The sequence below is a fragment of the Thermobacillus xylanilyticus genome (assembly GCF_907165215.1).
Lineage (GTDB): Bacteria > Bacillota > Bacilli > Paenibacillales > Paenibacillaceae > Thermobacillus > Thermobacillus xylanilyticus.
Genome location: NZ_CAJRAY010000080.1, coordinates 84,221 through 91,262, shown reverse-complemented (window position 1 = coordinate 91,262; position 7,042 = coordinate 84,221). Strand labels below are relative to the sequence as shown.

6 protein-coding genes are annotated in these 7,042 nt (G+C 57.2%); all 6 read right to left on the bottom strand.

What is annotated here, in order from left to right; genetic code table 11:
* Window positions 1-22: 22 nt before the first annotated feature.
* Complete coding sequence (locus tag KJQ12_RS15005) at window positions 23-541, bottom strand: hypothetical protein (protein ID WP_213485539.1); 519 nt, start codon at window positions 539-541, stop codon at window positions 23-25.
* A 174-nt stretch (window positions 542-715) separates the two neighbouring features.
* The gene (locus KJQ12_RS15000) at window positions 716-3,301 is read right to left on the bottom strand and encodes a hypothetical protein (RefSeq protein ID WP_213485538.1); all 2,586 of its coding nucleotides are present in this window, start codon (window positions 3,299-3,301) and stop codon (window positions 716-718) included.
* A gap of 190 nt (window positions 3,302-3,491) precedes the next feature.
* Window positions 3,492-4,220, bottom strand: coding sequence for an SIR2 family NAD-dependent protein deacylase (locus tag KJQ12_RS14995; protein ID WP_213485537.1), 729 nt, complete (start codon window positions 4,218-4,220; stop codon window positions 3,492-3,494).
* Between the two features lie 97 nt (window positions 4,221-4,317).
* Window positions 4,318-4,743, bottom strand: coding sequence for an RNHCP domain-containing protein (locus tag KJQ12_RS14990; RefSeq protein ID WP_213485535.1), 426 nt, complete (start codon window positions 4,741-4,743; stop codon window positions 4,318-4,320).
* A gap of 256 nt (window positions 4,744-4,999) precedes the next feature.
* A complete protein-coding gene (locus tag KJQ12_RS14985) occupies window positions 5,000-5,635 on the bottom strand; it encodes a molybdenum cofactor guanylyltransferase (protein ID WP_213485533.1) in 636 nt (211 codons plus the stop codon).
* The gene (locus KJQ12_RS14980) at window positions 5,620-6,879 is read right to left on the bottom strand and encodes a molybdopterin molybdotransferase MoeA (RefSeq protein WP_213485532.1); all 1,260 of its coding nucleotides are present in this window, start codon (window positions 6,877-6,879) and stop codon (window positions 5,620-5,622) included. The genes KJQ12_RS14985 and KJQ12_RS14980 overlap by 16 nt, the downstream gene beginning before the upstream one ends.
* Between the last annotated feature and the right edge of the window lie 163 nt (window positions 6,880-7,042).

Below are 7,042 nucleotides of genomic sequence, written 5' to 3'. Positions count from 1 at the left end.
GAAATCCTAGCTCCATCAAGGCTTAGCACAGATTTTCAAGCTGCGAAAGTTGAGTTAATTTATTAACAACGGCTGTTCTTTCATCTCTTGATGCAACTGCATAGACCCCGCCGAGTAAAAAAGCAATTGGAACGATTAAGATTTCTATAGCTAAATTAAACGTCCAAAAGTTTAAGATAAACTCGATGACTACAATTAGCCTGAAGTTATCTTTTATCAGTTTAATAAAATAACGAGCATCTTTTGCTTGCATTATCGTTTTTGAAAACAACGGAATAAATACAAACATACCCCAAAAAACAGTATCTTTTAGTAATAACCAGTCCCAGAAACCTGCATGATAAAGATAAAATACAGTTAAAGAAAAGAAGCTTAAATATATTGTATATAAAAATATCATTTTGCGACTAAAAACGATAATTACAACGGATTTAAAAAATTCTCTTCCGGCTTTGGTGAAAAGTCCAAATATAATGGATATAATAATCCAACATCCTAATGCAATTTCCCTGTTATTAAATACTTCTTGAAGTGCCTCCACCTTTAACCTCCGTTCAGACCTCCAGTTTGGCTCCCGCAATTAAAATCAGGATTTCCCATGACTCATTCTATAAATATAACCTCTCTTCTTCCTGTTCCCATTCCTGTGCACTGACTTGAATTAATCAATCAAATAATAAAACCGCCCACCCAACCGGGCAAGCGGCTATCCTATTCAATCCACTTCACTTAGTAGCAACCGCACGTCGTGCTGATCGAAGACGCCGTCGCCGGTCACATCGTTCCTATGATGAATCACATAGGCGGCGATGTGAACGAATGCGAGCGGGCTGTCCGTCGGCAGGCCGAGGATCGACTTCAAACGTTCGGACAGCATTTCGAGCCGGATCGTCTGCGTTTTCGGTCCGCGGATCAGCTCGATCGTATAGCCGGGCTGGACGATGTGGTCGTCGCTCACGGCAACGCCTTCGCGATCCCGAACCATCATGACCGTTCCGGATACCGTCACGAACCGTTCCTTGAGCCTGCCGGCCGTCATTCCTCTCGGGACGCCGCTGTATACGTACCCGTCGTCGCCGGCATCGAACCATCCGGCCAGCACGCCGAGCACAAGGTTGTCCGGCACCTCGCGGACGATGCTCAGCACGTACTCCGCTTCCCTGCCCGTTGCGGGATCATACAGGCGAATCGGCAAGCTCATCTCATCGTCCGTGATCGGAATGAACGCTTCGACCGAACCGAATTGGCGGATGCCCGCCAGTTCGATCTCCACGTCCGCGCCGGCCGATGCGGTCACCGCGACGGCGGAAGCATCATGGTCGACGGAGATGCTGTAGAGCGAACCGGCCGGCTCAATCTCCCGGCCGTCGACGATCAGGCTCGCCAGCTTCGGAGCATCGGGCGCAGGCTCCTTCGCGATGACCAGATCATATTCGCTTGACCAGTCTCCCTCCGGCGTCCCGACCCGAATCGATACGGCTTTCACCGGCTCGTTCAGATAGACCGTCGCCGTGACGGATGCAGCGGGCCCTTCGTCCCCGACGTACACAACACCGTTCATGGACGATGCGGTGACGACGGCAACGTCCGCATTCCATGCGGCGGTATATTCATAATAGGACGAACCATCCTGCCGCGGCTTCGGATAGACGGGATTCCCGTCCACCGCCAGTTCGTCCAGCAGCGGTGTGACCCGGTCGTTCAAAGGAATGAAGAACGAATCGCCATAATAATCCTGATAGGTCCACTGATTCTCCTCCCGGAGCAGCGGCACAACCTCCAGGTATGCCGCTCCCTCCGGCACGTCCTCCAGCATGTATTCAAACGTATCCGCCAGCCTGTGATTGACATACACCCTCGCTTCGCCGCGGATCGGGTCTTGATTCGAATCGGAATAATACAGATCGTACGCCGTCAACGCATATTCGCCGGTGTCCGGAAGCGTCCATGTGACCGTTCCCGCGCGGCCGCCTTCGGTCCAGTCGATATCCCTGAACGACGGATTGTCCGGCAAGTACGATTCATGGAGCGCTTCCATGCCGTTATCTTCGTATTGGATCCGCGCATCCTGTTCCGTCATCTTGTCGATTATCGGGAACTCGGCGGTCTTGGCGTACAGGTTCCCGGCCGTGTCGACGAGCTGGATCGCGACATAACGATAATCGTAATGATCGGCTTCGATGTTCTCCAGCGCGAACGAGTAGGGGCCTTCGCCCACAGGAATGTATCGGATTCCGGACGACCAATAACTATCCTGCGTCGGCATAATTTTGTAAAAGGCGAACTCCGTATCATTCGGAACGTCCTCGAACTCGATCAGCGGATCGATCCGGTTGACGCGGGGATCCCTGTCGACGACGGTGATATTCTCGGGAAGGTTGATGTCGTCCATCGGGATGACGACGTTGGTCGGAGCCGGAACCCCTTGGATAAACTTGTCAACCTGCAGATAGGCGGGATCGTCGGGAAGCTCGCATTCGAATTCGTATAGGGCCTCTCCGTACATCTCGCAGGCATGGGGTGTCCCTTCCCGATCGTAGAGATCCATCTTGAGCTCGCCCCAAATTTCCATACGAAGGAGCAGATAACCCGCGAGAACGCCTTTCTCTTCATCCTCGTAGGCGTAGAAGGCGTCCAGCTGCACGAGGTTGTCCGTATCGTCGGAAGCTTGCACGATGAACGCCTCTGCGCTGTCCGCGCACACCTCTCCGCCGATGGAGAAATGATAGGTGTTCGACTCCATCGTAAAGCATCCGCTCGGCAAAATTTCAACGGCGTACGTGACGTACCCTTTGCCCGGATTCGGGATTTCGGCCGCCGTGAGCGGTTCTTCGGACCAAGGAAACGTCTGCCGAAAGACCAGATCATCGATCGGCCCATCCGATCCGAACACGTGGACAAGACGCGTTACCGGATCGGGCATGACGAATTCGTGGATGTACGTATCCAGCACATCGACTCCGACCATCAGCGTGATCACGAGCCGGTATGCGCCGGGCTCCAGCGATTTGTTCAGATTGCCGCTTATGAGATCCTGTTCACCGTTTTCAATCGTGATCTCCGACTCGTCGGGCAACCGGTACAAGTTGATCGACTGATGGAACGAATCCGGATAGAGTATGGTCCAATCGATTCGGATCTCGTCTCCGTAAAGTTCGCTGGATTCCAATTGGATCCAGCCATTCGGCGAAAGATTCGCATGGACGATGCCATCATTGCCGAACCCGCCGATCGGCGCGAACGCCGCCAGCGCGGCGACAAGCAGGACGCACAGCGTTCGCATCCGGATAAGGTACCCCATCCCCAGGCCTCTCCTCTCATTGCGTCCCGCTGTTCGACATTCGTTCCTGCACGCCGCCGACAACAAGCCGCAACATTCAAGTTTGTTGGACAAATCATGACAACATTATATCAAACCTTTCCATACTGTGGGTATTCCATCAACTCCTTCAGGATCAGGATCGCCTTGGCACGGTCGTTGACGATGGCAGCTATAGCAGCTCCAGCCGTTCCTGAATTGCGGCCAGGCTGTCCAGCGCCCGGCCCTTGATGAACACGTCGAACTGATCCTCATGGCCGGTTTCTTCCGCGTTGATGAAAATGCGTCCGGCCCTCGTCAGGAACGGCAGCTGATTGACCGGCGCGACCTGCAGACTGGTGCCGATCACGAGCACCGCATCCGCCGCCCGGATGGCGGCAATGGCCGCATCCCAGGCTTCCTGAGGCAGCATTTCGCCGAAGAGCACGACATTGGGGCGAAGCCTGCCGCCGCATTGGCATTTCCGCTTCTGCAGAAACGTCTCTTCCGCGTGCGGCGCGCCGCAGGCGTGGCAGCGGAACGCGCGGATCGTGCCGTGCAGCTCGTGCACGTTCCGGCTGCCGGCGGCCTGATGCAGGCCGTCCACATTCTGGGTGCCGATGCAAGCCAGCATGCCCCGCTTCTCCCATTCCGCCAGGATGCCATGCCCCCGATGGGGCCTGACCGTCTTCAATTGCGTGATGCGCGCCGCATAGAACTCATGGAAGAGATCATAATCGGACTCGAGCGCTTCGACCGTCGCGACCGTCCGGGGATCGATGCTGCGCCACCATCCGCTCGGGGAGCGGAAATCTTTCACGCCGGCATCCACCGAAAGCCCGGCGCCCGAGATCAGCACCATGCTGCGGGCATCCCGGATGAGCAGCGCCGCGCGATGGATCGGATCGTATGCTTCCGTCATGTCGCCAATTCCTTTCATCCATGGATTCCAAGATCATCATACACGAAAATGCAATCGGGATCGCAGCATACGACTGCGATCCCGCTTACTCCATCCTCTATTCAAGGCGTCCTTCTCCACCCATCAGCCTCGTCATTTCCTCGATCCGCTCAAGCGGAAACGGGGGCTGCGTCAATAGTTTCATGGCGATGGACATCAGTTTCATCGGATTGTCGTCTGCCGCAACCCGGTTGGAATTCAAGGTTCCGCACCTGATGCAGCGATGAATGATCGCCCACTCGCCGTTTTTTCGAACCCATACCGAGACGGGCTCCATACGCCCGCCGCAGCCGGAAGCCCGGTCGCCGGGCTCGATGTCCACATGCAGGCTGGTCAGGCAATTGGGACAGTGGTTCCGATGCCTGCTTCCCGCGCCCTCCGGCACGACCAGCCTCCCGCAGACTTTGCAGGTAAACGTGTCATGGCATGCGTGGGTTTTGTAGTAGCCTTTTTCGAACGATCTTCTTTTATTTTCCCTGTTCAACGAGATACCCCTCCGTATCGAATCAAATCCTGTTGATTCTGCGTACGGGAGGCTTATACGGAAATATCCGGGTACAGCCTCCCGGCTATACCACAGACTCCGCGCGGTGGTTGTTCTTCCTGAACATGAAAACAACTCTCCTTTGCACACCGTTTCAGCATGAATATAGCAGTTTCCCGGCGCATGGTGGTATGGAATGTTTGCCTTAAATCAAATTTTCCATAAGTAAAAAGCAACGGCGGCCGCCATGGCCGCATCACGCTTTCATCTGATCCGGGCTGTTGACGTTGCGGAAGAAGCGCTCGGCATCCCCGGCGTCAGGGACAAGGGTCGATCCATCCAACCATTCCGCATCCGCCTGCTCCAGCAATTCCAACACCCGATACCGGCCGCCGTCCAACGCCTTGCGCAATGGTTCGAGCATGGCCCTGCTCCAGATGCTGACCAGCGGGTGCTTTCGTTCCCCGAGCCGAACCGCGCAGACGTTCTGACCACCTGCGGCTTCCAGCAGCCGGGCCGTCACATCGCTCGTCATGAAAGGCATGTCGCACGGCAGCACGGCGTAACGGTCGGCCTGAACCGCGCACATTGCCGAATAGATGCCGGCGAGCGGCCCCAGCCCTTGATAGTCCGCGTGGTCCGTGATCACGGATAGATGGTCGGGGAACCGTTCCTTGAGCGCTTCGCGCGTCACGATGACCACCGCATCGCAGACGGGAGCAAGCGCGTCGACGGCCCGTTCATAGAAATATCGCCCCTGATGGATGCCGAATGCCTTCGGCGAGCCGAAGCGGACCGAACGGCCTCCGGCAAGCACGACCCCCGCCGTTTTCAATCTTGCAGCATCGCTCGCCTTTCTTCCATATCGCTTCGCGGCTACGGAATCCGCCATTCCGCTTCACCTTCTTCCGTCCCCGGCAAGAGGACATCCACGATTGCCCCGCGCCGAAACCCTCTCGATCCGCCGGGCAGCACCATCAGCGCGTTGCTTCTGGCGATCGAGCTGACGGCGTTGGATTTGTTGAATCCGGCGGGCGCAACCGTGGGCCGGCTGCCGTCATGACGATAGACCGCCCTTACGAATCGCGTGAACGGATTCGGCTTCGTGAAATCCTCCGTCAGCACAGCCTGCGTGTGCGGCAGGTACGGCTTCCTGCTCCCCATCATGCGCAGCAGCGCCGGTCTGGCGAAGATTTCAAAGCCGACATAGCAGGCGGACGGGTTCCCGGACAAGCCGAACAGAAATTTGCCTTCCCATACGGCAACCGTGGTCACGCTGCCCGGACGCATCGCCACTTTGTTGAAGAGCACCTTCGCCCCGAGCCGCTCGTAAATCGCCGGCAAGTAATCGTAATCTCCGACCGACACCCCGCCCGTCGTGATGACGCAGTCCGTCTCCCGGAGCGCCCGCCGGACAAGCTCAAACGCCTGGTCGAGATCGTCCCGCACGAATCCGTACGAACGGGACGGGATGCCCAATCTGGCGAGTTGTGCCGCGATCATCGGCCCGTTGCTGTCGCGGATTTTCCCGGGCGCCAGCGGTTCGTGCACCTGAAGCAGCTCCGTACCCGTGGTCATGAGCCCGACGACCGGCTTCCGGGCGACCCGCACGCTGGCATAGCCGAAGGTGGCGAGCAGCGCGACGACGCCCGGATGAATGAGATTCCCCTGCTCCACGAGCACCTCGCCGGCCTTGGCATCTTCGCCCCGGAGGGAGACGTTCTCCCATGCGCGGAACGGCTTCCGGATCGCGAACCCCTGCCCGTCCTCCACGGCCTGCTCCAGCATGACGACCGCGTCGGCGTTCGGCGGCAGGGGAGCGCCGGTCATGATGCGCACGGCTTCCCCTTCTCCCAGCTCGCGCGCCGGCATCTGCCCGGCGCCGATGTGCCCGACGACCCGGAAGGAGATGCGGCAGTGTTCGCCGGCCCCCCTGGAATCTTCGGAACGGATCGCGAATCCGTCGTAAGGCGCGCGGTGAAAAGGCGGAACATCATGCGAGGCGACGACCGGTTCAGCCAGAATGCGTCCGTAACTGTCCGCCAATGCCGCCGTCTCCGCCCGGGGAGCCGGCACATGCGCCATCAACAGCTCAAGCGCTTCTTTGACCGCAACGGGTTTTCGGATTTGGACCAAAGTGATGCATTCCTTTCGTCCGAACAGTTGGTGCCGTCTACAAGAACAGTTTGACATCGGAGCGAATCCGGCGCAAGCGCTCTTCGATTTCAGAACCGGTCTTGCTATACTGGATTGAAAGGAGATGAAGCCTGCGGATATTCCAAGATTGCGGCTTCGGTGT

Bases quoted from the DNA above. Each gene is read 5' to 3' on its own strand.
- KJQ12_RS15000 (WP_213485538.1), bottom strand. From the start codon at position 3,301: ATGGGGTACCTTATCCGGATGCGAACGCTGTGCGTCCTGCTTGTCGCC.
- KJQ12_RS14995 (WP_213485537.1), bottom strand. From the start codon at position 4,220: ATGACGGAAGCATACGATCCGATCCATCGCGCGGCGCTGCTCATCCGG.
- KJQ12_RS14985 (WP_213485533.1), bottom strand. From the start codon at position 5,635: ATGGCGGATTCCGTAGCCGCGAAGCGATATGGAAGAAAGGCGAGCGAT.